22 protein-coding genes are annotated in these 24,594 nt (G+C 69.5%); 13 read left to right on the plus strand and 9 right to left on the minus strand.

Features of this window, described 5'->3' with window-relative positions; all coding sequences use genetic code 11:
- The first annotated feature begins 223 nt into the window (after positions 1–223).
- The 5 genes from DACI_RS06890 to DACI_RS06910 all read left to right on the plus strand — a co-directional run bounded on the left by DACI_RS06890 (position 224) and on the right by DACI_RS06910 (position 4,928).
- Positions 224–1,159, plus strand: a complete 936-nt coding sequence (locus DACI_RS06890) for a LysR substrate-binding domain-containing protein (protein WP_170962088.1) — start codon at positions 224–226, stop codon at positions 1,157–1,159.
- A gap of 443 nt (positions 1,160–1,602) precedes the next feature.
- On the plus strand, positions 1,603–2,502 hold the full coding sequence (locus DACI_RS06895) for a transporter substrate-binding domain-containing protein (RefSeq protein ID WP_012203294.1): 900 nt from the start codon (positions 1,603–1,605) through the stop codon (positions 2,500–2,502).
- Between the two features lie 112 nt (positions 2,503–2,614).
- Complete coding sequence (locus DACI_RS06900; protein ID WP_012203295.1) at positions 2,615–3,367, plus strand: amino acid ABC transporter permease; 753 nt, start codon at positions 2,615–2,617, stop codon at positions 3,365–3,367.
- Position 3,368: 1 nt separating this feature from the next.
- Entirely contained in the window at positions 3,369–4,040 is a 672-nt protein-coding gene (locus DACI_RS06905) for an amino acid ABC transporter permease (RefSeq protein WP_012203296.1), read from the plus strand.
- A gap of 150 nt (positions 4,041–4,190) precedes the next feature.
- A complete protein-coding gene (locus tag DACI_RS06910) occupies positions 4,191–4,928 on the plus strand; it encodes an amino acid ABC transporter ATP-binding protein (protein WP_012203297.1) in 738 nt (245 codons plus the stop codon).
- Positions 4,929–4,983: 55 nt separating this feature from the next.
- Here DACI_RS06910 and DACI_RS06915 read toward each other — a convergent pair whose 3' ends face one another.
- Complete coding sequence (locus tag DACI_RS06915) at positions 4,984–5,928, minus strand: MurR/RpiR family transcriptional regulator (protein ID WP_012203298.1); 945 nt, start codon at positions 5,926–5,928, stop codon at positions 4,984–4,986.
- Positions 5,929–6,005: 77 nt separating this feature from the next.
- Between DACI_RS06915 and DACI_RS06920 the strand changes: the two genes are divergently transcribed.
- The 3 genes from DACI_RS06920 (at position 6,006) to DACI_RS06930 (ending at position 9,326) form a co-directional block, all read left to right on the plus strand.
- Positions 6,006–7,190: a M20 family metallopeptidase gene (locus DACI_RS06920; protein ID WP_012203299.1), complete on the plus strand. Its 1,185-nt coding sequence runs from the start codon at positions 6,006–6,008 to the stop codon at positions 7,188–7,190.
- 14 nt (positions 7,191–7,204) lie between these two features.
- Complete coding sequence (locus DACI_RS06925; RefSeq protein WP_012203300.1) at positions 7,205–8,221, plus strand: Bug family tripartite tricarboxylate transporter substrate binding protein; 1,017 nt, start codon at positions 7,205–7,207, stop codon at positions 8,219–8,221.
- 76 nt (positions 8,222–8,297) lie between these two features.
- Positions 8,298–9,326 (plus strand): Bug family tripartite tricarboxylate transporter substrate binding protein, encoded by a 1,029-nt coding sequence (locus DACI_RS06930; RefSeq protein WP_012203301.1) that lies wholly within the window; start codon positions 8,298–8,300, stop codon positions 9,324–9,326.
- Positions 9,327–9,350: 24 nt separating this feature from the next.
- Here the strand turns inward: DACI_RS06930 and DACI_RS06935 are convergent, their stop codons facing one another.
- The 7 genes from DACI_RS06935 to DACI_RS06965 are packed head-to-tail and all read right to left on the minus strand — an operon-like array spanning position 9,351 to position 18,608.
- The gene (locus tag DACI_RS06935; protein WP_012203302.1) at positions 9,351–10,340 is read right to left on the minus strand and encodes a Bug family tripartite tricarboxylate transporter substrate binding protein; all 990 of its coding nucleotides are present in this window, start codon (positions 10,338–10,340) and stop codon (positions 9,351–9,353) included.
- A gap of 51 nt (positions 10,341–10,391) precedes the next feature.
- A complete protein-coding gene (locus DACI_RS06940) occupies positions 10,392–11,645 on the minus strand; it encodes an alkyl sulfatase dimerization domain-containing protein (protein WP_012203303.1) in 1,254 nt (417 codons plus the stop codon).
- Positions 11,642–12,967: a DUF1254 domain-containing protein gene (locus DACI_RS06945; RefSeq protein ID WP_043780825.1), complete on the minus strand. Its 1,326-nt coding sequence runs from the start codon at positions 12,965–12,967 to the stop codon at positions 11,642–11,644. The genes DACI_RS06940 and DACI_RS06945 overlap by 4 nt, the downstream gene beginning before the upstream one ends.
- A gap of 8 nt (positions 12,968–12,975) precedes the next feature.
- Positions 12,976–14,373 carry a DUF1254 domain-containing protein gene (locus tag DACI_RS06950; protein ID WP_012203305.1) on the minus strand — a complete coding sequence of 466 codons (1,398 nt, stop codon included), beginning with the start codon at positions 14,371–14,373 and terminating at the stop codon, positions 12,976–12,978.
- Positions 14,374–14,397: 24 nt separating this feature from the next.
- Positions 14,398–15,420, minus strand: coding sequence for a Bug family tripartite tricarboxylate transporter substrate binding protein (locus tag DACI_RS06955; protein WP_012203306.1), 1,023 nt, complete (start codon positions 15,418–15,420; stop codon positions 14,398–14,400).
- Entirely contained in the window at positions 15,417–17,534 is a 2,118-nt protein-coding gene (locus DACI_RS06960) for an acetate--CoA ligase family protein (RefSeq protein ID WP_012203307.1), read from the minus strand. Before DACI_RS06960 ends, DACI_RS06955 begins: the two co-directional genes overlap by 4 nt.
- 9 nt (positions 17,535–17,543) lie before the next feature.
- Entirely contained in the window at positions 17,544–18,608 is a 1,065-nt protein-coding gene (locus tag DACI_RS06965) for a porin (protein ID WP_012203308.1), read from the minus strand.
- 153 nt (positions 18,609–18,761) lie between these two features.
- Here DACI_RS06965 and DACI_RS06970 point away from each other — a divergent pair, with 153 nt between their 5' ends.
- Positions 18,762–19,499 carry a Crp/Fnr family transcriptional regulator gene (locus DACI_RS06970; protein WP_012203309.1) on the plus strand — a complete coding sequence of 246 codons (738 nt, stop codon included), beginning with the start codon at positions 18,762–18,764 and terminating at the stop codon, positions 19,497–19,499.
- Between the two features lie 16 nt (positions 19,500–19,515).
- Here the strand turns inward: DACI_RS06970 and DACI_RS06975 are convergent, their stop codons facing one another.
- Positions 19,516–20,445, minus strand: coding sequence for a LysR family transcriptional regulator (locus DACI_RS06975; RefSeq protein WP_012203310.1), 930 nt, complete (start codon positions 20,443–20,445; stop codon positions 19,516–19,518).
- A gap of 100 nt (positions 20,446–20,545) precedes the next feature.
- Between DACI_RS06975 and DACI_RS06980 the strand changes: the two genes are divergently transcribed.
- The 4 genes from DACI_RS06980 to DACI_RS06995 all read left to right on the plus strand — a co-directional run bounded on the left by DACI_RS06980 (position 20,546) and on the right by DACI_RS06995 (position 24,549).
- The gene (locus DACI_RS06980; protein ID WP_043780828.1) at positions 20,546–21,547 is read left to right on the plus strand and encodes a hydroxyacid dehydrogenase; all 1,002 of its coding nucleotides are present in this window, start codon (positions 20,546–20,548) and stop codon (positions 21,545–21,547) included.
- Between the two features lie 23 nt (positions 21,548–21,570).
- Positions 21,571–22,266 carry an RraA family protein gene (locus DACI_RS06985; RefSeq protein ID WP_012203312.1) on the plus strand — a complete coding sequence of 232 codons (696 nt, stop codon included), beginning with the start codon at positions 21,571–21,573 and terminating at the stop codon, positions 22,264–22,266.
- A gap of 61 nt (positions 22,267–22,327) precedes the next feature.
- Entirely contained in the window at positions 22,328–23,311 is a 984-nt protein-coding gene (locus DACI_RS06990) for a Bug family tripartite tricarboxylate transporter substrate binding protein (protein ID WP_043780830.1), read from the plus strand.
- A 2-nt stretch (positions 23,312–23,313) separates the two neighbouring features.
- On the plus strand, positions 23,314–24,549 hold the full coding sequence (locus DACI_RS06995; protein ID WP_012203314.1) for an alpha-hydroxy acid oxidase: 1,236 nt from the start codon (positions 23,314–23,316) through the stop codon (positions 24,547–24,549).
- Positions 24,550–24,594 lie beyond the last annotated feature (45 nt).

Raw genomic sequence — 24,594 nt, forward strand, 5'->3', positions numbered from 1 at the left:
TAAATGCGGCGCAGCGCCATTATGTGCGCATACGAGCGCCGCATCAGATGGCGGTTTCCTCAGTGTGGCGGCCCATGCGGGACGTTGATACGGGCATACCCGGCGTGGAGGCACCGAGGAAGGGCCGCCCCGCACCGAGGGTGCCGTCCCCCTCCCGGAGAGAGAGGGGGAAGCGGCGTAGCCGCTCAGGGGGTGCCTTCCATCACAGCGGATAATGGCGGGCATGGAAACCAAATGGCTAGAAGATTTCGTCAGCCTGGCTGAAACACGCAGTTTCAGCCGCTCCGCCCAACTGCGGCATGTGACGCAACCTGCGTTCTCGCGCCGCATCCAGGCACTGGAGGCCTGGGCCGGCACCGACCTTGTGGACCGCAGCTCCTACCCGACCCGGCTCACGCCGGCCGGCAAGACCATGTATGACCAGGCGCTGGAGATGCTGCAGTCGCTGCAGAGCACGCGCACCATGCTGCGGGCCCATGTCAGCGCGGGCAAGGGCATGGTGGGTTTTGCCGTGCCGCACACGCTGGCCTTCACCTTCTTCCCGAACTGGGTCTCCAGCGTGCAGGCCAAGTTCGGGCCGTTCCGCAGCCGGCTGTTCGCGCTCAACGTGCATGACGCCGTGATGCGCCTGGTCGAAGGCGGCTGCGACCTGCTGATCGCCTACTTCCATCCGTCCCAGCCCTTCCAGCTTGACCCGGCGCGCTACGAGATGGTCAGCCTGGGCCATGAGGTGCTCGCCCCCTACGCCAAGCCCGACGCCGACGGCCTGCCGCTGCACCAGCTGCCGGGCCGCCAGGGCCAGCCGCTGCCCTATCTGGGCTATGCGCCCGGCGCCTACCTGGGCCGGGTGACGGAGCTCATCCTCAAGGAAGCGGCCGAGGCCGTGCACCTGGAACGCGTCTACGAGACCGACATGGCCGAAGGCCTCAAGGCCATGGCGCTGGAAGGCCATGGCGTCGCGTTCTTGCCGTTCAGTGCCGTGCGCAACGAGCTGGAGGCCGGGCGCCTGGTCAGCGCCGCGCCTGCGGGCGACAACGGTTTTCGCATGGACATGGAAGTGCGCGCCTACCGTGAAAAACCCGCCAGCAAGGACGCGCCCCAGGGCGTGGCCGGCGCGCTGTGGAACTTCCTGCTGGAGCAGGGCGAGACCATCGGCTGACACGCCAAACGGCACGCATCAGGAAAAAAGGGGCTCTCGCAGCCCCTTTTTGCTGCACGTTGGTGCATGCGGGTGCCCGGCAAGAGACCGACTTGGTGCACGGGTTATGCCTAGGGTAAACACCTATTATGCATAGCATGCATAAGGGCTTTTGCAAACGGCATTGGCTGTGCCACCGGCCCTGGCATTAGAGTGCGCGCACAGCAACCACGCCGTGTGCAGGACCGCCGGTGCGCTGGATCGGTCAAAAAACGCGTGCCATGGCACGGCAGTTGCTTACCTGAATCCGGCTGACGTGCTGGAAAGCCCTAGCACGTGTCGGTGCTCCAGCACCGTGCGTGATTGCACAATATGTGTCACATCGTTGATAGTTCGAGCCAGCCCACAAGGCGACTCGACCGTTCTCATCAAGACCGTTTTCGTTCTCATCTCAGGAGACCCGTATGAAGAAGCATTTGTTGGCCATCGCCGTGACCGCCCTGGCTGCAGGCAGCGCTTTCGCGCAGGCTGGTGACACCCTGGCCAAGATCAAGTCCTCCGGCGCCGTGACGCTGGGCGTGCGTGAATCCTCCGGCCTGGGCTACACGCTGGGCAATGGCAAGTACGTGGGCTTCCACACCGAGATGGGCGAGCGCGTGCTGGCCGACATCCAGAAGGAACTGGGCCTGGCCAAGCTGGACATCAAGTACCAGCCCGTCACCTCGCAAAACCGCATCCCCCTGGTGACCAACGGCACCGTTGACCTGGAGTGCGGCTCCACCACCAACAGCCAGGCCCGCCAAAAGGATGTGGCCTTCGCCGTGACCACCTACGTGGAAGAAGTGCGCATCGCCGTCAAGGGCAACTCCGGCATCACCGGCATCAAGGACCTGAACGGCAAGACCATCGTCACGACGACGGGCACCACCTCGGTGCAGACCCTGCGCAAGAACAAGCGCGCCGACGGCCTGACCTTCAAGGAAGTCATGGGCAAGGACCACGCCGACAGCTTCCTGATGCTGGAAACCGGCCGTGCCGACGCCTTCATCATGGACGGCTCCATCCTGGCTGCCAACATCTCCAAGTCCAAGGCACCTGCCGACTACAAGATCGTCGGCGAAACCCTGTCGGTCGAGCCCATCGCCTGCATGCTGCGCAAGGACGATCCTGCCTTCAAGAAGGCCGTGGACGACTCCATCAAGCGCCAGATCGCCGACGGCTCGCTGGCCAAGCTCTATGACAAGTGGTTCATGCAGCCGATTCCCCCGGCCAACGTGAAGGTCGGCCTGCCACTGTCCGACGCCACCAAGGACGCATGGGCCCACCCCAACGACAAGCCCATGGAGTCGTACGAAGTCAAGTAAGTACCAGCTGAATGCCGCCCCTTCTGCCATGCGGTTGGAAGGGGCGTTTTTTGTTGCGTCGTCGGTTTTTCTGCCGGCACGCATTTCGTGTTTTGAATGAAGGGGTGCTCCTATGAGTTGGGATTGGCAGGTGTTCTGCCAGGACACCATTACCCAAGAGGTCGGTCAAAGCTGCTTCGGCAAGAACGGCGATATCACCTACCTGGACTGGATGCTGTCGGCCTGGGGCTGGACCATTTCCGTGTCGCTGCTGTCGCTGGTGATCGCTCTGGTCGTCGGATCGCTGATCGGCACGCTGCGCACTTTGGAGGGCCGGCCGTGGATCGTGCGGCTGGGCAATGCCTGGGTGGAGCTGTTTCGCAATATTCCGCTGCTGGTCCACATCTTCATGTGGTACCACGTGGTTCCGTCCTTTGTTCCTGCGCTGAAGTCGCTGCCCGGCTTCGTGCTCGTGGTGCTGGCGCTGGGTTTCTTCACCTCGGCGCGTATCGCCGAGCAGGTGCGTTCGGGCATCCAGGCGCTGCCGCGCGGCCAGCGCTATGCGGGCATGGCGATGGGTTTCACCACGTTCCAGTACTACCGCTACGTGCTGCTGCCCATGGCGTTCCGCATCATCATCCCGCCGCTGACCAGCGAGACCATGAACGTGTTCAAGAACTCGTCCGTGGCCTTCGCCGTGTCCGTGGCCGAGCTGACCATGTTCGCCATGCAGGCGCAGGAAGAGACTTCGCGCGGCATCGAGATCTATCTGGCCGTCACCGGCCTGTATGTGGTTTCCGCCTTTGCCATCAACCGCATCATGGCCTTCATCGAGAAGCGTTCGCGCGTCCCGGGCCTGATCGCTGCCAGCGGCGGAGGACACTGACATGAACCTGCAAATCGACTGGTCGTTCTTCACCTGGGACCTGTTCAGCAACTTCGTGCTGAAGGGCCTGTACTTCAGCCTGACGCTGACCGTCATCGCCACCATCGGCGGCGTGCTCTTCGGTACCGTGCTGGCGCTGATGCGCCTGTCCGGCAAGAAGTGGCTTGATGTGCCCGCCACGCTCTACGTCAACGGCATGCGCTCCGTGCCGCTGGTGATGGTGATCCTGTGGTTCTTCCTGCTGATGCCGCTGATCATCGGTCGGCCCATCGGCGCCGAGGTCTCGGCCATCATCACCTTCATCGCCTTCGAGGCGGCCTACTTCAGCGAGATCATGCGCGCGGGCATCCAGTCCATCCCGCGCGGCCAGGTCTCCGCGGGCCAGGCCATGGGCATGACCTACGGCCAGAACATGCGCCTCGTGGTCCTGCCCCAGGCCTTCCGCAACATGCTGCCGGTGCTGCTCACGCAGACCATCATCCTGTTCCAGGACACCTCGCTGGTCTATGCCATCGGTGCCTACGACATGCTCAAGGGCTTCGAAGTGGCGGGCAAGAACTATGGCCGTCCCATCGAATCCTATCTGGCCGCTGGCGTGACCTACTTCGTGCTGTGCTACTCGCTCTCGTGGGCAGTCAAGCGCCTGCACAAAAAGATTGCCATCATTCGATGACACACCACCCCCTGAGTCGCTTCGCGCCTTCCCCCTTGAAGGGGGACGACGGCCTTGGCTGCGGGGCGGCCCTTGCTGGCCGTCCCGCCCCCATGACCGCGCCCCTTGTCGGCGCGGCGATGGACAACTGACACGAGTCGGAGTGAACCAATGATTGAACTCAAGAACGTTTCCAAGTGGTACGGCAGCTTCCAGGTGCTGACCGACTGCTCCACCAACATCCAGAAGGGTGAGGTCGTGGTGGTCTGCGGCCCTTCGGGCTCGGGCAAGTCCACGCTGATCAAGACCATCAACGCGCTGGAACCCTTCCAGAAGGGCGAGATCTTCGTGGACGGCGTGGCCGTGCACGATCCCAAGACCAACCTGCCCCAGCTGCGCAGCCGCGTGGGCATGGTGTTCCAGCACTTCGAGCTGTTCCCGCACCTGTCGGTGACCGAGAACCTGACCATCGCCCAGATCAAGGTGCTGGGTCGCAGTCCGGACGATGCCAAGAAGCGCGGCCTCAAGATGCTGGACCGCGTGGGCCTGACGGCGCACAAGGACAAGTTCCCGGGCCAGCTGTCGGGTGGCCAGCAGCAGCGCGTGGCCATTGCGCGCGCGCTGTCCATGGACCCCATCGTGATGCTGTTCGACGAACCCACCTCCGCGCTGGACCCCGAAATGGTCGGCGAAGTGCTGGACGTGATGATCGGCCTGGCCAACGAAGGCATGACCATGATGTGCGTGACCCACGAAATGGGCTTTGCGCGCAAGGTGGCCAGCCGCGTGATCTTCATGGACGTGGGCGGCAAGATCCTGGAGGACTGCTCCAAGGACGAATTCTTCGGCAACCCGGAAGCGCGCCAGCCCCGGACCAAGGAATTCCTCAACAAGATCCTGCAGCACTGATCGGCTGCTGCCGGCAGGCAGCAGGCCATCTCAAGACAAGGGCGCTTCGGCGCCCTTAGTCTTTTGCCGCTCTGGAGCGGCCGGGGTTGCGCCGTGCGGCGGTGCGCGGCTCGGGCGTCCTGATCAACTGGTGGTTGAACTCCTTCCACAGCGCGTCGCGCCGGGCCAGCGCCTCGGACACATCCTTGTGGCGCAGCTGGGCCACGGCCGAGACCAGGGCGTTGCACAGGTAGAAGGCTGCCGTGTAGGAGTGAAAGGGCGAGGCATTGGCCGTGCGCACCTGCAGCCAGTGGTGGGCCACGGTGGCCAGCGGCGCGGCGGGGCTGTCGGTGAGGGCCAGCACCTGGGCGCCGGCGTCGGCAAAGCGCTGCGCTATCTCGAAGGTGCCGCGCGAATACTGGCTGACGCTGAAGGCCAGCAGCGTGTCCGAGGGGCCGATCCACAGTAGTTGGTCTGCCGGCGCGATGGCTCCGGCATCCAGCTCCTGCACGCCGGGGCGGCACATGTTCAGGTGCAGGGCCAGCCAGGCGGATACCGGCGAGCTGTTGAGCTGGGCCAGCACGAACACGCGGCCCTCGCCCTGGGCCAGCTTGCGGGCCATGGCCTCGAAGGCCGCCATGTCCAGCCCCTCGCGCGTGGCCTGGATGTTGTGCTGGTCGTGCAGCAGCGCATCGTCCACGCACTCGCTCAGGCTGCGCTGCGCGCCCAGCAGCACGGGCGCGCGCTGGGCAGCCGTCTGCAGCAGCGCCGTCACCTCGCCGCGCGCCTCGCGCTGGGCTTCGGCATAGCTGGCATAGCCGAGCTTGGCGAACAGCCGCACCACGGTCGATGCGCTGGTGCCCGTGTGCGCGGCCAGCGCCGTGGCCGACTCCAGCAGCGCATGCGGGTAGTTGCTGCCCAGGGTCTGGGCCACCGTCAGCTCGCTGGCCGTCAGATCCGCGCCCTGCTGCGCCAGGCGCTGCGGCAGCAGCAGTGTGGCTTTTTGCAATGGTGATTTCATATTTTTCTTGTATATGCAACGTGTGTTGCAAAATAGGGGGTCGCGTGCAACACTGCATGCACTCTGGAGATTCCACCATGCACGATACCCTCGAACAAAGCCGCGTGCAGCAGCGCGCGAGACTGCTGGACTGGCTGGGCGGCCAGCAGCAGGCCATGCAAGATCTGTTGCACAGGATTGTCGATATCGACAGCGGCAGCCGCGATGAAGCCGGCATCCTGGCCGTGGCCCAGGCGCTGCGCGAGCGGCTGGAGGCGGCAGGCGTGGCCGTGCGTTTCGAGGACGTGCCCGGCTACGGCGTGCTGCTGCATGCCGATGTCGCCGGTCCCGACGGGGACGGCCCGGCCGAGGGCGCGCCCATCTACCTGATGGGCCATATGGACACGGTCTTTCCGGCGGGCACCGTGGCGCGCCGCCCCTTCCGCGTGGAAGAGGGCAGGGCCTACGGTCCCGGCGTGGCCGACATGAAGTCGGGCCTGGTGCTCAACGTCTTCGTGGCCGAGGCCTTTGCGCGCTGCGGCGGCCTGAAGGCGCCGCTCAAGCTGTTCTTCTCGTGCGATGAGGAAATCGGCTCGCCCGCCACGCGCCAGACCATCATGGATACGGTGCGCGGTGCGCGCGCCGTCTTCAACGCCGAGCCGGGCCGCGTCAGCGGCAACCTGGTGACCAGCCGCAAGGGCTCCATGGCCGTGGAGTTCGAGGTGCAGGGCGTTGCCGCCCATGCGGGCATCAACCACGCGGCCGGCGCCAGCGCGCTGGAGGCCATGGCGCGCAAGCTGCTGGCCCTGCATGCGCTGACCGATCCCGCCACGGGCACGACCACCAATGTGGGCGTGCTGCAGGGCGGCATCGTGCCGAACATGGTGGCGCCCCACGCCAAGGCTGAGCTCGATGTGCGCTACACGGCCCAGACCGATCCCGATGCGCTGATGGAGCGCATCCGCGCCATCGTGGAGGAAGAATCCGTGCCCCGCACCCAGGGCCGCGTCACCGCCGTGCGCCGCACCCTGCCCATGGCGCCCACGCCTGATGCATTGCTGCAGCTGTACCGGCGCGGCGCGCAGTCGCTGGGCTTTGACGTGCAGGGCGAGTTCACGGGCGGCGCGGCCGACAGCGGCCTGACCGCGTCGGTGGGCGTGCCCACGCTGTGCGCGACCGGCCCCGTGGGCGGCCATCCCCATACCGAGCGCGAGTACTGCGAGCTGGCCACCTTCGTGCCGCGTGCGCAGGCCGTGGCCCTCGCCATCTTTGATCACCCCTGATTGCGCTGATACCCATGAAAAACCTGTCCGTGAACCCCTCCGTCCCTACCCGCCGCAAACTGCTGGGCGCAGGCCTTGGCCTGGCGGGCCTGTCCGCGCTGGCGCCGCTGGCCGCACGCGCCGATGACAAGTACCCCTCGCGCCCGATCACGCTGGTCGTGCCGTTTCCGCCCGGCGGTTCGGTGGACATCATGGGCCGCCAGTACGCCGAGCCCCTGTCGCGCATCCTGGGCGCGCCCATCGTGGTGGAGAACCGGCCCGGCGCGGGCGGCTCGGTAGCCACGCAGTACGTGTCGCGCGCCAAGCCTGACGGCTACACCCTGGTCGTGTCCTCGCAGAGCAGCCACCTGGCCAATCCGCTGACCCAGCCCAAGGTGGGCTACGACCCCATCAAGGACTTCGAGAACATTGCCATCCTGGGCCGCCAGCCCAATGCGCTGATGGTGCATTCCAGCCTGCCCGTGAAGAACTTCCAGGAGTTCATCGAGTACGTGAAGAAGCGCCCCGGCCAGGTCAACTACGGCAGCGCCGGCATCGGCAGCATGGGCCAGCTCAATGTGGAAATGCTCAAGGCCGCCACGGGCATCTTTGCCACGCACATCCCCTACCGTGGCGGCTCGCCGCTGGTCACGGCCGCCATCGGCAACGAGGTGCAGTTCATCCTCGACAACCTGGTCTTCATGCTGCCCCACGTGCAGTCGGGCAAGGTGCGCGCCCTGGTCGTGGCCTCGGAGCAGCGCCTGCCCATGCTGCCCGACGTGCCCACCATGGCCGAGGTCGGCTATCCCCAGCTCAACATGAGTTCCTGGACCGGCATTGCGGCGCCTGCGGGCACGCCCGACGCCATCGTCCAGACGCTGTACAAGGCCATCCGCCAGGCGGCCACGGCGCCGGCCATGGTGGCCAGCCTCAAGGAGCGCGGCGTGGTCGCCCCCGAGGAGATGAGCCCCGCCGCCTTCGAGAACATGATGGCCGAGCGCCTGAAGCTCTTCGGCGAGGTGGTGCGCAAGGCCCATATCGTGGCCGAGTAAGCAGGGCACGCCCAGGGTGCCCCCAGGGCGCCCCGGATGGCCGGGCGCAGCCGACGTATTTCCATAAGGAGGAGACATGAGCATGACCCCTATCGCCCGCCAGGCTGCCAGCCACCCTTCCCGCCGCCGCGTGCTCGGCGCGGGGCTGGGCCTGGGTGTGCTGGCGCCGCTTGCGGCGCTGGCCACCGAAGGCAAGGCCGCCGGCTACCCCACGCGCCAGATCAGCTTCATCGTGCCGTTTCCGGCCGGTGGCTCGGTGGACGCCATGGCGCGCCAGTACGCCGAGCCCATGGCGCGCATCCTGGGCGTGCCCATCGTGGTGGAGAACCGGCCCGGCGCGGGCGGCTCGGTGGCTGCGCTGGCCGTGGCGCGCGCCAGGCCGGACGGCTACACCCTGGTCGTGTCCTCGCAGAGCAGCCACCTGGCCAATCCTCTGACCCAGCCCAAGGTGGGCTACGACCCCATCAAGGACTTCGAGAACATTGCCATCCTGGGCCGTCTGCCCAATGTGCTGGTCGTGCCCGCGAGCCTGCCCATCCGCAGCTTTGCGGAGTTCATCGCCTATGCCAAAAAGCACCCTGGCCAGCTCAACTACGGCAGCGGCGGCACGGGCAGCATGGGCCAGCTCAACATGGAGATGTTCAAGGCCGACGCGGGCCTGGACATCACCCATGTTCCCTACCGTGGCGGCACGCTGCTGGTCACCTCGGTGCTGGCGGGCGAGGTGCAGGTGTTCTTCGACAACCTCATCTCCATGCTGCCCCACATCCAGGCGGGCAAGGTGCGCGCCCTGGCCGTGGCCTCCGAGCAGCGCGTGGCACAAATTCCCGATGTGCCCACCCTGGCCGAGGTGGGCTACCCGCAGCTGAACATGAGCTCATGGACCGGCCTGGCCGCGCCGGCCGGCACACCTGCACCCGTGGTGCAGGCCCTCTTCAAGGCCGTGCGCCAGGCCGCCACGGCGCCGGCCATGGTAGCCAGCCTGCAGGACCGGGGCGTGACCCCGCCCGAGGAAATGAGCCCGGCCGCTTTCGAGGCCATGATGTCCGAGCGCCTGAAGCGCTTTGGCGAGGTGGTGCGCAGGACGGGCATCGTGGCCGAGTGAGCCTGGCCCGCCAAGGGCCTGCCCTCAGTCCAGCTGCACACCCACCTCGCGCACCAGCCGCCCCCAGTCCGCCAGGTCCTGGCGCAGCGTGTCGGCGAATTGCGCGGGCGTGGTCCGGGGCAGATCAGTCAGGTTGAGCTCGCCCAGCTTTTTGGCCGTGGCCGGGTCCTGCAGCAACTGGTTGATGGCGGCGTTGAGCTTGTCCACGATGGGCTGCGGCGTTTTGGCGGGCGCGAAGACGCCGTACCAGGAATAGTTGTGGAACGGGTAGCCCGCCTCGGTCAGGCTGGGCAGGTCCGGCTGGCTGGGAATGCGCTTGTCGCCGCTGTGGGCGATGGCGCGCACGCGGCCGGCACGCACCAGCTCCACGGTGGACGAGGTGTCCGCAAACGCGGCCTGCACCTGCCCGCCCAGCAGGCCCTGCACGCAGGGGCTGCTGCCCTTGTAGGGCACATGCTGCATCTGCAGGCCGGCCTGCTTGAGCAGGAATTCCATGGTCAGGTGCCCGCCCGAGCCCTGGCCCCAGGAGCAGTAGCTGAGTTGGCCGGGCCGGGCGCGCACATGCTCCACGAACTCCTTGAGCGAATGCACGGGCAGATCGCGCGAGACCAGCAGCAGATTGCCGGCGCGCCCTATCTGCGCAATGGGCGTGAAGTCCTTCACCGGGTCATAGGGCACCTTGCGGTAGAGGCTGGGGTTCACGGCCATGGACGCCGTGTAGGTGAACAGCAGCCGGTAGCCGTCCGGCGCACTGCGCGCGGCCTGCTCCACGCCGACCAGGCCGTTGGCGCCAGGCCGGTTGTCCACCACGAAGGGTTGCCTGAGCAGCCGGGTCAGGCCTTCGGCAAACACCCGTGCGATGGTGTCCGTGCCGCCGGCGGCGGCCGTGGGCACGATCAGCGTGACGGGGCGGGCGGGGTAGTTGCCGGCATCCTGTGCCGGCTGGGCGTGGCCCGTGCAGGCCATGGCCAGCAGCAGTGCCAGGGCCATGCCGTGCTTCTTCATCGTCTTCATGCACTTGTCTCCTTGTGTCGCCTTGAGTCGCCTTGCCTGTGCGCGGCCCCGTCAGCGCAGCCCCAGGCGCGCCTGCCGGCCCTGCTCGATCATGTCGGCCCCCACGCGGTAGAGGTTGCGCGAGACATAGCTGTCCACCTCGCGCGCACGCTCGCGCAGCCAGGCGGCCTTGAGGCTGCGGGCCTGGCCGATCTCGGGCGCGTCGCCCGCCGCCGTTGCCAGCACGTCGATCACATGCAGGGCCAGCTGCCACTGGCCCGCGTCGGCCAGCGCCTGGGCGCTGGCCACCAGGCCGGGCTTGTCGGTGATGGCCTGGGCAATGGCGGCGCCCGCAGTCTCGGGCGGGGCCGGGTGCAGCGTGGTCGGGTTGCGGTCCCACCAGCCGTTTTCCGAGCGGTAGATGTCGCGCACGATGTAGCTGGGGTCGCCATAGGTGGGCTTCATCCACTCCACGCCGAACAGTTCCTGCGGATAGTCCATGGCCGCGAGCACCTGCTGCTCGTTCAGGCCCTCGTTCATCAGGCGCACGACTTCGGCGCGCAGCCAGCGCAGCGCCTGTGCGGTGTGCAGCAGCACCTGCTGCACGGCCTGCTCGCCCTCGATCACGGGACCGAACTCGCGCACGGCCTTGAGCGGGCGCAGCGCGGCCATGGCCTGCAGCGTGTCGGCCCAGCGCACGGTGTCGCGCAGCGTGCGAAACGGCGTGCCGATGTTGGGGATGGAGTCCAGCAGCGCCGCGCCGCCGTACAGCACGCGCTGGCCGGGGCTCCACAGCGCGATGGCGTCGTCGGTCTCGGACGGCGCCCAGAACAGCTCGATGCGGCTGTCCCCGCTGCCTATCTCCAGCCGCGTGTCGAAGGTTTCGGTGGGCTCGTGCATGTCCAGCCGGTGCTCGAAAAAGCCCGCGCTGCGGTTGAACTGGATCTCGGCCATGCGGTGCTGCAGCGCCCGGGTCTCGCGGTAGCGTGCCTGGCGGCGCGGCAGGTTGCGGTGCGCGATGAGGCGCGGTACAGGCTCTCCGCGCGCGGCCGCATGCTCCAGCCAGGCGGGCACGCCCGCGTTGTAGCCGATGTGGCCGTGGCTGTAGCACAGCGCATGCACGGGCGCGTCGCTGAGCTGGCGCAGGCTGGCGATCATGTCCTGGCTGACCTTGCCGCCGGGGCCGGCGTCGATCACCACCAGGCCCGCGTCGGTCTCGGCCACGAAGGACTGGCCCTGGCCGCGCAGTATGTGCAGGCCCGGCGCCACGGTTTCGCTGCCGGTGCCCACCAGCAAGAAGGGCTTGTCGTCGTCTCTGGCGTTCATGGGGTCTCCGGGTCTGGTTCGATGGGGGGCAGGGCGTAGCGGCCGTCCAGCAGTTCGGGCCGTGGCATGTAGGCGCGCAGGCACAGGTAAAAGCCTTCGCGCGGCGCGGGCAGCCAGTTGGCTCGGTGTTCTTCGCTGGCCGGTGGCGCGTGGCTGATGTGGATAGTCAACCCGCCATCGCCATCAGAGTCGGGGCACAGGCCCGGCGTGCGGTCGCCGATCGCATGGCGGTCGATGGGGTTGTCCACCAGCATGCAGTCGTGGGCGCCGTAGAGGGTCAGGGACCAGAAGGCCTGCACGGGCGGCAGCGCGCCTGGGGCAAAGCGCAGCCGGTAGCGGCGGCTGCCGTCCAGGGGCCGGCCCCGGGCGTCATGCCAGGCCAGCGGGTAGATGGCCTCGCGGCTTTCCAGCATGCCGATGTACTTGAACGCAATTTCGGCGCGGGCCTGGAAGTCGTCGCCAAAACTGCCTTCGACCAGTGCGGGGAGTTCCCAGCCCGAGTCAAGGCGCCGGCCCGTGCTGGCCGCGCGCAGCCGGGGCAGCACGCTGTCCAGCGCGCGCTGCAGTGCGGCTTGCTGTTGCGCATCGGGTGCGCCCAGCCCGGCGCCCAGGCCCACGGCCGCAAAGCGCGCGACCCGTGCGGCATGCCCTGCCGGCGGCGGGTTGTCGCGCAAGGCGGCATTCACCTGGGCTGCATAGTGCTCGGCATTTGGCGGGGCCTGGGGATCGCAGTCCGGGTCGAAGGCACGGGCCTGCGAGGGCGTGCCCGCCTGCCAGTCGGCCAGCGGGCGCACCGCAAAGCCGTCCTGCAGCGCGTGCACGGCGGGCAGGTCATGCACGCCATCGACCAGGATGCGGCCTATCACCCACAGCCAGGGCGTGGGCGCGGCAATGTGTGCGCCGGGCGCATCGAACGGTGGCGGCAGCGCCCCCTGCCAGCCGGGCGGCGTGACAAGGAAGGAGCGCGCAGCCGTGCCCGTCAGGCGCTGGCCCAGGTGGGCGAAGGGGTTGGTGAAGAAGTCCAGCAGGCCCAGCACGTAGTAGCGGCCCGCCGTGTCGGGCACATCGATCACCAGCGGTCCGGCGCCCAGGTCCAGCCAGGCGTTGGTGTAGAGCGTGTCGTTGTTGGGCGTGACCACGCGGCTGGTGCCGGCGCGCAGCAGCTGGCGCGCATGCACGAACTGGTTGCACCAGCGCAGCGGGGCTGGTGCGGCCTCGCCGGCCGCATTGCGCCGGGGCGAGGTGGCCGCGCGCATGCGGCGCATCTCGTACAGCGGGCAGGTGTGGATGACGGCCTCTTCGGCCAGTGCGCTCAGGTCCATGGCGTGTCTCATGCGGCCACGGGCTGCAGGGGCGGAACAGGCCATTGGTGCGCGCCTGCCTGCGGGTGGTACATGCGCAGGATGAGGTAGAAGCGCCCGTGCGGCGTGGGCAGCCAGTTGGCGGCGCCCTGTGCCGGTCGGGCATGGCCCAGGTCGATCTGCAGGCTGCCGTCGGCCTCGCGCAGCAATCCCGGCGTGCGGTCGCCGATGGAGTGGCGGCCGATCTCGTTGCCGTAGAGAAAGCGGTCGGCGTCGTACAGGGTGACGGACCAGAAGGCATCGGCCGGCGGCATGTCGGCGGCATCGAAGCGCAGCACATAGCGCTGGCTGCCGTCCAGCGGCTGCAGGCCTGCGTCGTGGTGGGCGGCCGCGTAGATGGCCTCGCTGGTGGCCAGCGCGCCCAGGCCCAGGTAGGCGGTGCGTGCGCGGCCGAGGTACTCGCTGCCGTAGCGGCCGGTGGACGGCGTCATGGTCCAGGGCCGGGGGCGGCGGTTGCGCCCCATGGCGGCCACGGTGCGCACGCCGTCGGCAAAGCCCTCGGTCAGGCCTTCGCGCACGGGCTCCTCCAGCTGCTCCCACGCCATGTGGGCGCTGGCCACCAGGCCGGCCTGGCCGAACCAGGCCAGCAGCCCCTGGTCCTCCTTGCGGCCAGGCGCCTCGGCCAGCGCATGGCAGAGGTTGGTGAAAAAGCGCGGCGCAACCTCGGCCGCAGGCTCCTGGTTCTCGAAGGCGGCCGCCATGGCGTCCACGGGCGGGCCGACCCAGTTCGCGACGGCGGCCGGGCGGCCTCCTTTCGGCACGCCCGGCGCGGGCTCCAGCCGGATGTCGGCCTGCAGCGCGCGGGCTGCAGGCCAGTCGGGCGCATCGCCCACCACGGTGCGGCCGATCAGCCAGACCAGGTTGCTGGGGCAGTGCACCAGGCGGTGGCCGGCCAGGTGTTCCGGCACCTGGCCGCCCGGCCCGACCAGGACCACGGTCTCGCCTTCGGGCGCGCAGTTGCGCGGGCCCAGGTTCTCGAAATTCTCGGTATAGGCGTCGTACAGGGCCAGCACGAAATAGCGGCCCGGATGCGCGGCGCTGGAGGGCACGGTCAGCAGGCGCGGGCCGTCGGCCAGGTGGATCCAGGCCAGCGAGTACAGCAGGTCGTTGGCGGGCGTGACCACGTCGCGGTCCTCATGGGTGGAGGGGCGCTGGCTGTGGTGCAGCGTGTCGAAGTCGCCGCGCATGTCCAGGCCCAGGCCCACACTCAGACCGGTGGCACGTGCGGCGCCGGCATCGGTCTGCAGGCGGCAGGTGCGGTAGGTCTCTATCAGCGGATAGCCGTAGACAAAGGCGGCCAGGCCGATGGAGCGCGCCAGGGCGCGGCGGACTTCGGGCAGGGAGGGAGGGGTCGGGTTCATGTCCATTGTTTTCTTCAGGGGATGAGGGGGTCAGTCGAGGGTCACGCCCGTGGAGCGCGCCAGGTCCAGCGCCACGGGCAAAAAGGCGGCGTAGGCGGCGCTGGCCTCGGCCGGGCTGTTGCCCTGGGCCTCCAGGCCCAGCGCCTCGACACGCTGGCGCACCTGGGGCTCGCGCATCACGGCGGCCACCTCGCGGCCCAGGCGTTCGACGATGGCGTCGGGCGTGCGCGCGGGCGCCATCAGCGAGATCGATCCCGTGATGGCATACACGGGCTCGCGGTAGCCCTGCTCGGCAAAGGTGGGCACATCGGGCAGTGCCTTGCTGCGGCGCGGTCCTGCCACGGCCAGGGCGCGCAGCTTGCCAGCGTCGATGAAGGGCTTGAGCGTGGCGGCCGAGCCCAGCGTCATCTGGATCACGCCACTGATCAGGTCGATGGACATGGGCCCCTCGCCCTTGTAGGCCACGTGCAGCGACTGCAGGCCGTAGGCCTTGTCCATGAAGACCTGGACCTGGTGCGGCTGCGTGCCCGCCCCCCAGGAACCCATGGCGTACTTGCCCGGCGACTGGCGCACGGCCTCGACCAGGCCCTTGAAGTCTTTGGCCGGCACGGCCGGGTTGACGGCCATCACCATGGAGGGCGAGACCACGTCCGAGACCATGCGCAGCTCGGTGCGCGGGTCGTAGGGCAGCTTCTTGTAGAGCACCAGGTTGGCCGTGATGGGCCCGGGCACGGTCAGCAGCAGGGTGTGGCCGTCGGGCACGCTCTTGGCCACATGCTCGGTGCCGATGATGCCGCCCGCGCCGCTGCGGTTGTCCACCACCACGGGCTGGCCCAGGCGCTTGGCCAGGCCCTCGGCCAGGATGCGCGCCACGGTGTCGGTGGAGCCGCCGGCCTGGTATTGCACGACGATGCGCACGGGCCGGGCGGGATAGCCGTCCTGGGCCAGCGCGGCGCTGCAGGCCAGGGCAAGGCAGGTCAGCGCGGTGGTGCGCAGCAGGGGTGTGTTCATGGTGGCCTCCGGGCAGGAGATGGAATGGGCATTGGCTTTCATGCAGCCTCCCTGCCGATGACCAGCGCATCGACGGCCACGCAGCCGCCGTCCTCGCGCGGGCGGGCGATCAGGGGGTTGATCTCGGCGCTCTCCAGCGTGGCGCCTGCGCGCTGCGCAAAGCCGGCCAGGGCGCACAGCGTGTCGGCAATGCTGTCCAGGTCCACGCGGGGGCGGCCGCGCGCGCCGTCCAGCACGGCAAAGGCCCGCAGCTCGCGCACCATGGCCAGCGCGTCGTCGCGCGTGATGGGCAGCAGTCGCAGCGAGACATCGCGCAGGATCTCGGCATGGATGCCGCCCAGCCCGAACATCAGCACCGGGCCGAATACCGGGTCGCGGTGCACGCCGGCGATGCACTCCACGCCGCCCTGCACCATGGGGGCGGCCAACGCGCCGTCGATGCGCGCATCGGGCCGGGCCTGGCGCGCATTGGCCAGGATGCGGTCGAAGGCGGCCTGGGCGCCGGCCGCATCCGCCAGGTTCAGTGCCACGCCGCCCACGTCGGACTTGTGGGCGATGGCATCGCTGCAGACCTTGAGCGCAATGCGTCCGCCCATCTCCTGCGCGGCCTGCGCTGCCTCGGCCGCCGTGCGCACCAGCCGGTGCGGCACCACGGGCACGCCGGCCTCGGCCAGCAGGGCCATGCTGCGCTGCTCCGACAGCGTGCCCGCCGGCAGGTGCAGCGCGCTGCCTGCATCGGCCATCGCGGGCAAAGCCTGCGGTGTTTCATGCAGGCGGGCCAGCGCGCCAATGCAGCGTATGGCTGCGCCCGGGTCGGCGAACACCAGGCAGCCCAGCGCCTCCAGCGCATCGCGGCGCTCGGGCGGGCACAGCGTGCTGACGGCCAGCAGGGTGTCGGGATGGTGGGTGCGCAGCGTCTGCACCAGGCTTTGCAGCACGGGCCAGAAGGCGTCGGACAGGCCGCCTGCCGCGAAGAAGCCCAGCCAGCTGTCGAACTGCCGGTCGGCCAGCATCAGGCGGGCGCTGCGCTCCAGCAGCGTCATGTCGTTGGTGACCTGGCCCGTGATGTCCACGGGGTTGCGCGGCGCGGCAAACGGCACCCATTCGCGCAGCTGGCGCTGGGCCGCATCGGACAGCGGTGCCACTTCCAGGCCGGCTGCGCTGGCGTCGTCGGCCATCATGGCGCCCACGCCGCCCGAGACCGTGAACAGTCCGATGGACCGCCCCTTGGGCGCCCGCGCGATGTAGGCACTGGCCGCCAGCGCGAAGAAGTCGGTGATGGAATGCGCGCGCAGCACGCCGTAGCGGCGGAACACCGCCTCATAGACGGCATCGTTGCCCGCCAGCGAGGCCGTGTGCGATGCGGCGGCGGCCGCGCCCAGGGCGCTGGTGCCCACCTTGCACATGACCACGGGCTTGCCGCGCTCCTGCGCCAGGGCCAGGGCCGCGCGCAGCCGGGGGCCGTCGCGGCAGCCCTCCATGTAGGCCATGATCACGTCGGTCTCGGGGTCCTGGGCCAGCCAGGCCAGGCCATCGGCCAGCTGCACATCGGCCTCGTTGCCCGTGGTGGCCCACAGCGACAGGCCCAGCCCGCGCTCGCGCGCCAGGCTGTAGGCATAGGCACCGAAGGCGCCCGACTGGCTGACCATGCCGATGCGCCCGGGCCGCACCAGGCCGCCGCCCGGCGCGGGCGAGAACGTGGCGTAGACCTGGTGGCCGGGGCGCATGAAGCCCAGGCAGTTCGGGCCGATGAGGCGTATGCCCGCCTCCTGCGCGCGCCGCGCCAGCGCCTGCTGGGCGGCCGTGCCGTCGGAGCCGGTCTCGGCATAGCCCGAGGAAAACAGCACCATGGACTGCACGCGCGCGGCGGCCGCATCCTCCAGCACGCCGGCCACCTGCGATTGCGGCACGGCGACGATGGCCAAGTCCACCGGCGCGCCGATGGCAGCCAGCCGCTCGTGCGCGGGCAGGCCCTGCACGCGGCTGGCGCGCGGGTTCACCGCATACAGCGCGCCGCCGTAGCCGAAGCGCAGCAGGTAGTCCAGCGGAATGCCGCCGATCTTGCTGGCCTGGTCCGAGGCGCCGACCACGGCGATGGAGCGCGGCGCGAACAGCGCGTCGAGCCGGGAAGTGTCGAAGCAATGGCTGTCGGTCATGGGTGTCCCTCAGAAGTTGTGGCGCACGCCCAGCGCCAGGGACCGCACGCCGTCGCCGCTGTTGGCGGCCACCGGCACGTTGGCAATGGCGGCCGAGGCATTGGCCGCGTTGCCCAGCTGCAGCCAGCGCGCGTAGAGCACGGTGCGCTTGCTCAGCGCGTAGTCGTAGCCCAGCGTCCAGGTGTTCTGGGCGCGGTCCGTGCCGCCCACCTCGCGCCGCGCCACCGAGACCAGCAGCTTGGAGCGCGAATCCACGCTCCAATCGGCGCCCAGCTGGGCCAGCTTCGCCTTGGGTGTGCCGGCACGGTCCACGCGGTTGATGACGTAGTTGCCCGTCAGGCGCAGCCCGTCCAGGGCCTCCCAGCTGGCCGACAGTGCCTGGTACTGGCTGGTGGCGGGCGCGGCCACGGGTGCGGCGGCGCTGCCTTCCACGGACTTCTGGAAGCTGTAGGCCAGGAACCAGGGCTTCTGGTTCCAGCCCAGCGTGGCGCCGTAGAGGCGGCCGTTGCTGCTGTTCGGCGAAGCCACTTCGCCGAAGGAATAGGCCAGGTCCGCCAGCCAGGGCTGGCCTGCCGGCGTGCGGTAGCGCACCAGGTTGTTGGCCCGCGCCGCAAACGGCCGCAGGCCGGCCTGGGCATCGGTGGCCGACACCAGGTTCAGCGAGGAAAACAGCGCGTTCATGCCCAGCGGATCGGCCCGGAACAGCGCGCCGAACATGGGCGTGTACATGCGGCCCATCTCCACGGCGCCCCAGCCGCTGTTCAGCCCCACCCAGGCCTGCCGCGTGAAGGCCAGGCCCGGGCCGGGAATGGTGCCCAGGCCCGTGTCCGGCGCCACGCCGGCCTCCAGCATGAACTGGGCGCGCAGGCCGCCGCCCAGGTCCTCGCTGCCGCGAAAGCCGATGCGCGATGCCGCGCTGCCCCCGTCCTCCAGCCGGCTCAGGCGCGTGGCGCCCGACCTTGCGCTGTTGATGTGGACGTCGACGATGCCGAACATCTCCACGCTGCTCTGGGCCCACGCGGACATGCCCAGGGCCGCCATGCCGCCGGCGGCCAGCCAATGCTTGTGCTTCACGAACTTGTCTCCTTGGTAGCGCCCCGGATGCTTTGCCCGGTGGCTTGCTTGCTACTATCCCGAGCGACAGGGGGTGCACTCTGTCAAGCCATTGACAAATGGCGGTACATGGGCACCGGACTAACCCGGGGCCTTCGACATCGTGAGAGAACCATGCGCTCCAAGCCTGCTCCCGTGGCCGACCCTTCGGCGCTGATCCGCCGCGCCCTGGGCCTGTGCCGCATGCTGCACAACTGGCCGCCCGAGGTGCTGGATGAGCTGACGGCGCTGTCCCGCCTGGGCCGCTACGAGCGCCACCAGCAGGTGCGCGCCGCCGACCCCAAGCGGCGCGAGGTGCTGGTGGTGGCTTCGGGCTGCGTGGAAGTGGGCGGCGTGGACGCCACGGGCTCGCGCTTCGTGCTGTCCATGCACAGCGCGGGCGACATCGTCGGCCTGGCGCGGCTGCTGGAGCACACGCAATTCGTCTACGACTACCACGCGCACCAGCCCACGGTGCTGGTGGAGATTCCCGGCGAGTCCTTCCTGGCCCTGCTCGATGCCCATCCGCCGCTGTGGAAGGACATCTGCCTGCTGGTGCTGGCGCGCATGCACGAACTGATCGTCGTCCAGCAGCGCCACGCCTTCAGCAACATCGACAACCGCGTGGCCGAGCTGCTGGCGCGGCTGGCCCCCACGCATGGCCAGCCCGCGCCCGACGGGCAGGGCGTGGTGCTGCGCATCTCGCAGAGCGACCTGGCCGCCATGCTGTCGGTCTCGCGCCAGACCATCAACAAGGAGCTGCGCCTGCTGGAGCAGCGCGGCCTGCTGCAGGCCGCCTATGGCCGGCTGACCATCGTCGACCTGGCGGGCCTGCTGCGCCTGGCCGATGCGGGCGCGCGGCCGGGGCCCTAGCCCCGGTCCGCTGGAATCAGTCCTCGTCCAGAGGCGATGCATCCTCGCCGAACAGGGCCTGGCCGTCGGCGCGCAGCAGCTCCAGCATGTGCCGGGCTGCGGGCGACAGATAGCCGTCGCGCCGGCAGGTCACGCCCAGGTGGCGGCGCAGCGTGGTGGCCGGCAGGCGCACTTCCCTGAGCGTGCGGCTGCGCTCCAGCCGCAGCGTGTGGCGCGAGACGAAGGTCAGCAGATCGGTCTTGGCCACCATGCGCGGCAGCAGCGGGATGGAGCCCGCTTCCACCTGCACCGTGGGCGCCGGCATGCCGCGCGAGGTGAAGGCCTGGTCCAGCCATTGCCGGCTGGGAATGTTGGCGCTGGGCAGGGCCCAGGGATGGCGCAGCAGCGCGGCCATGGTGATGCGCTGGCGCTCGAAGACGGGGTGGTCCTGGCGCGCCGCGACCACCACCACGTCCTCGGCGATCGGGTGGGAGACCAGCTCGGGATCGCCATCGGCCGTGAGGCCGATCAGCAGGTCCAGCTGGCCCTCGCGCAGGCGGTCGCGCAGTTCCCAGCTGGGGCCGATCACGATGCTGATGGTGATGCGCCGCCCGTCGGCCAGTGCCTTGCTGCACAGCTCGGGCAGCAGGTGGTCGGCGGCCACCGGCCCGCTGCCGATGCGCACATGGCCGGCATGGCCTTCGTTGAAATCGCGCACCTCGCGCAGCGCCTCCTGGCTGGCATTGCGCAGCATGCGCGCGCGGGCCAGCAGCACATCGCCCAGCGGCGTGAGGCGTATGCCGCGCCCGGCACGCTCGAACAGCGCGCCGCCCACGGTCAGTTCCAGGCGCTGTATGCATTTGCTCAGCGCGGGCTGGGTACGCCCCAGCTGTTCTGCGGCCCGGCCCAGGTGCCCGAGGTCGGCCACGATCTCGAAGAAGCGCAGGTCGCGCAGGTGCAGGTCCATCGATGAATAAAAGTGATGTTTGAATGAACATTATCGAATGGACGGAATGGGTTGCGCTCACAAGAATGCGGTGCATCGACAAAGCGAATTGCCCGTTCCCATGACCGCCACTACCCACCCGCCCACCGTTTTCGTGACCGCGCCACGCCTGGCGCCCGCCGGGCTGCAGCGCCTGCAGGCGGCGCACTGCCGCGTGCTGTACCTGCAAGAGGGCGGCGGCGAGGCCGAGGTTGCCGCCGTGCTGGCACGCGAGAGCGTCGATGCCGTGATCTCGCGCACGGCCACGCTGTCGGCCGCTGCCATCGCGGCCTGTCCCACGCTCAAGGTCATCTCCAAGCACGGCGTGGGCGTGAGCAATATCGATGTGGCCGCGGCCAGCCAGCGTGGCATTCCGGTCTATGTGACGCCGGGCGCCAATGCCCAGTCCGTGGCCGAGATGACGCTGGGCCTGATGTTCGCGGCCGCCCGCCGCATCGCCTGGATGGATGCCGAGCTGCGCGCCGGCCGCTGGTCCCGCGCCCAGGACGGCCTGGAGCTGAGCGGCCGCACCCTGGGCCTGCTGGGCTTTGGCCAGGTGGGCCAGCGCGTGGCGCGCGTGGCGCTGGCGCTGGGCATGCAGGTGGTGGCCTTCGATCCAGCGTTCGATCCGGCCTGCGCCCCAGGGCCCGGCGCCGTGGCGGGCGTGCGCATGCTGGGCTCGGTGGACGAGCTGCTGCCCCTGTCCGATGTGCTCAGCCTGCACCTACCCCTGAATGCCCGCACGCGCCATCTGCTCGATGCCGGCCGCATCGCCCAGCTGCCGCGCGGCGCCCTGCTGGTCAACACCGCGCGGGGCGAGGTGGTGGACGAGGCGGCGCTGATCGACGCCCTGCGCAGCGGCCACCTGGCCGCCGCCGGCCTGGACACCATGGCCGAGGAGCCCCTGCCTGCGGGCCACGCCCTGGCCGCGCTGGACAACGTGGTGCTGACGCCCCATGTGGGCGGCTCCACGCCCGCTGCTCTGGCTGCCATGGCCGGCATGGCCGCCGCCAATGTGCTGGGCTGGCTGCAGGGCAGCCCCGCCGACCCTTCCCACTGCGTGAACCCCGAGGTTCTGCGCTGAGCTGTTTTTCCCGGAGATTTGCCATGACCACCCCATCCAGCCAATGGCCTGCGGGCTACCGCATCCATCCGCGCGCCGCAGGCCCCGAGGCCGGCGTCGTCCAGGCCTTCAAGGCCATTCCCGTGGCCGCCATCGGCGACGCCATGAGCCGCAATGTCGGCGCCATCGGCCTGCGCCAGTACCACGCGCGGCTGGAGGCCGTTCTCTGCGGCCCGGCCGTCACCGTGCGCGTGCGGCCCGGCGACAACCTCATGATCCACAAGGCGCTGATGATGGTGCAGCCCGGCGATGTGCTGGTCATCGACGGCGGTGGCGATGTCTCGCAGGCCCTGGTCGGCGGCCTGATGCGCACCACCTGCCTGGCGCGCGGCCTGGGCGGCCTGGTCATCGACGGCGCCATCCGCGACCTGTGCGAATGGGCGCAGGACGGCATGCCCATCTTTGCGCGCGGCCACACGCACCGCGGGCCCAGCAAGGACGGCCCGGGCGAGATCAATGTGCCCGTGGCCTGCGCCGGCCTGGCCGTGCTGCCCGGCGACCTGATCGTGGGCGATGCCGACGGCGTGATCGCCGTGCCCGCGGCCGAGGCCGCCGAGGTGCTGCGCCGCAGCCAGGCCCACCTGGCCCGCGAGGCCGTCATCCGCGAGACCAACCGCAGCGGCACGGCCGACCCCGAGCGCTTCGACGCCGTGCTGCGCGCCAAGGGCCTGCCGGTCTAGCGTCCCGCGCGCAGGCTGCGCCCGACTTTTTCCCGCCACAACGATTCCAAGGAGACAAACAATGACAATGCGCAGACGGCATCTTCTGGGCGGCGCTGCCGCCGCCCTGGCCACGGCCTTTCCTGCACTGGCGCTGGCCCAGGGCGAATGGCCGCAGCGGCCCGTGCGCCTGATCGTGCCGTTTCCGCCCGGCGGCGGCACGGATGCCACCTCGCGCCTGGTGGCCGACCGGCTCAACCTCGCCATGGGCTGGACCATGGTCATAGACAACAAGCCCGGCGCGGGCGGCAACATCGGCCTGGATGCCGTGGCCAAGGCCGCGCCGGACGGCTACACCATCGGCATGGGGCAGGCCGCCAACCTGGCCATCAATCCCAGCCTCTACGCCAAGATGCCCTTCGATGCGCTCAAGGACTTCACGCCCATCGCCAGCGTGGCCCTGCAGCCCGTGGTGCTGACCGTGCGGCGCGACTCGCCCTTCAAGAACCTGCAGGACTTCATCAAGGCGGCCAAGGCCAGGCCCGGCACCTACGGCATCGCCCAGGCCGGCAATGGCACGGTAGGCCACCTGGCGGGGGAAATGCTGGCACGCCGCGCGGGCATCGAGGTGCTGCAGGTGCCCTACAAGGGCGCCAATACCGCGCTCACCGACCTGATGGGCGGGCAGGTGGACCTGTACTTCGGCAACACGGTGTCGGTGATGTCGCAACTGGCCACGGGCAAGATCCGTGCGCTGGCCGTCACCTCGGCCCAGCGCGTGCCGTCCCTGCCCGACGTGCCCACGGTGGCCGAGCAGGGCTATCCGGGCTTCGAGGCCTCCACCTGGCTGGGCCTGGTGGGGCCGGCCAACCTGCCCGCCCCCATCGCCGAGCGCATTGCCGACGCGACCATGAAGCTGCTGGCCACCAAGGAGGTCAAAGAGAAGCTGGCCCAGGAAGGCAGCATGGCCACGCCCGCCAATGGCGCGCAGTTCGGCGAGTGGATTCGCAGCGAGCACGCCAAATGGGGCAAGCTGATCCGCGAGGGCAAGTTCCAGATCAACTGACCATGGCAGCCCCAATCGAGGTCGACCGGCTCGACACCCCCAGTTCCTCCGCACCCGCAGGTGCGGGCGCGGGCTCCTCCACGCCGCGCAGGCTCAGGCGCATCCTGTCGCTCGATGATTTCGAGCGGGCGGCGCGCCACCACCTGCCTGCGCCCATCTTCGCCTACGTCAGCGGCGGCTGCGAGACCGACAAATCCCTGCGCGCCAACCGCGAGGCCTTCGATGCCCACCGCTGGGTGACGCGCGTGCTCACCGACACTTCGCGGCGCACGCTGGCCACACCGCTGCTGGGCCAGACCTGGGCTGCACCCTTCGGCATCGCGCCCATGGGCATCAGCGCGCTGTCGGCCTACCGGGGCGACCTGGTGCAGACGCGCGCGGCGGCGGCCGCCCGCATCCCGGCCATCCTGAGCGGCACCTCGCTGATCCGCATGGAGGAGGTGGTCCAGGCCAATCCCCAGGCCTGGTTCCAGGCCTATGTGCCCGGCGAGACCGAACGCATCGTGCAGTTGCTGGAGCGCGTGGAGGCCGCAGGCTTCGCCACCCTGGTCGTCACCGTGGACACGCCCGTCTCGGGCAACCGCGAGAACAACATCCGCGCGGGCTTCTCGACGCCGCTGCGGCCCGGCCTGCGCCTGGCCTGGGAGGGCATCACCCATCCGCGCTGGCTGCTGGGCACGGCGCTGCGCACGCTGGTGCGGCACGGCATGCCGCACTTCGAGAACTCGCAGGCCACGCGCGGCGCGCCCATTCTCTCGTCCACCGTCACGCGCGACTTCGGCGCACGCGACCACCTGAGCTGGGAACACCTGGCCCTGATACGCCGGCGCTGGAAGGGCCGCCTCGTGGTCAAGGGCATCCTCAGCCCGCAGGACGCGCTGGCCGCGCGCGATGCCGGGGCCGACGCCATCATCCTGTCCAACCACGGCGGCCGCCAGCTCGATGGCGCGGTCTCGCCCCTGCACATGCTGCCCCTGGTGGTGGGTGCGCTGGGGCCGGACTACCCGGTGATGATCGACAGCGGCTTTCGCAGGGGCAACGACGTGCTGGTGGCGCTGGCCCTGGGCGCACACTTCGTCTTCGTGGGGCGACCCTTCAACTATGCGGGCGCCGTGGGCGGCGAGGCCGGCGTGCTGCACGCCATCGCCATCCTGGCGGCCGAGATGCGGCGCAACATGGCCCTGATCGGCGTGCAAGGCCTGCAGGAGCTGGGGCCGCAGCACCTGCGACCGCGTTAGCCACGCGCCAGTCCCGAGGGTGGCGTGCCCCGCAATTGGCCCGCG

It is taken from the genome of Delftia acidovorans SPH-1, assembly GCF_000018665.1.
GTDB classification, from domain to species: Bacteria; Pseudomonadota; Gammaproteobacteria; order Burkholderiales; family Burkholderiaceae_C; genus Comamonas; species Comamonas acidovorans.